We start from the raw sequence: 338 nt of genomic DNA on the forward strand, positions 1-338 counted from the left end.
TGCGCGAGTTGCGCAGCGACTGCCACGCAGCGCCGGCCAGCGCCCGCGTCGCCCGCAGGACCGACAGTTGCTCGTGCTCGCGGTACAAGGTCCAGTTGTAAGGGATGAGCGACAGCTTGTTGGAGGACAGCGATCCCGCCTGGTGGGCCCTGTACACCGCAAGCGGCTCAGCCAGGCCCCGGGCGTCAGCGCCGTTCCTCATGATCGACAGCCAGAGGGCGTAGTCCTGGCGCTTGCGCATCTCGGGCATCAGCCTCGTGCCGAGGACCGTGCGGTCGTACATGGCTGTGAGAGCACCGATGTGGTCCTGAACCAGCATCGCGCGGTAGTCCACATGC

1 pseudogene is annotated in these 338 nt (G+C 66.9%); it reads right to left on the reverse strand.

The annotated features are described in order from the left end of the window. Positions 1 to 338 (reverse strand): annotated as a pseudogene (locus IF47_RS0127090) (glycosyltransferase family 2 protein); the annotation flags it as partial.

The organism is Streptomyces megasporus (assembly GCF_000718985.1).
Classification (GTDB): domain Bacteria; phylum Actinomycetota; class Actinomycetes; order Streptomycetales; family Streptomycetaceae; genus Streptomyces; species Streptomyces megasporus.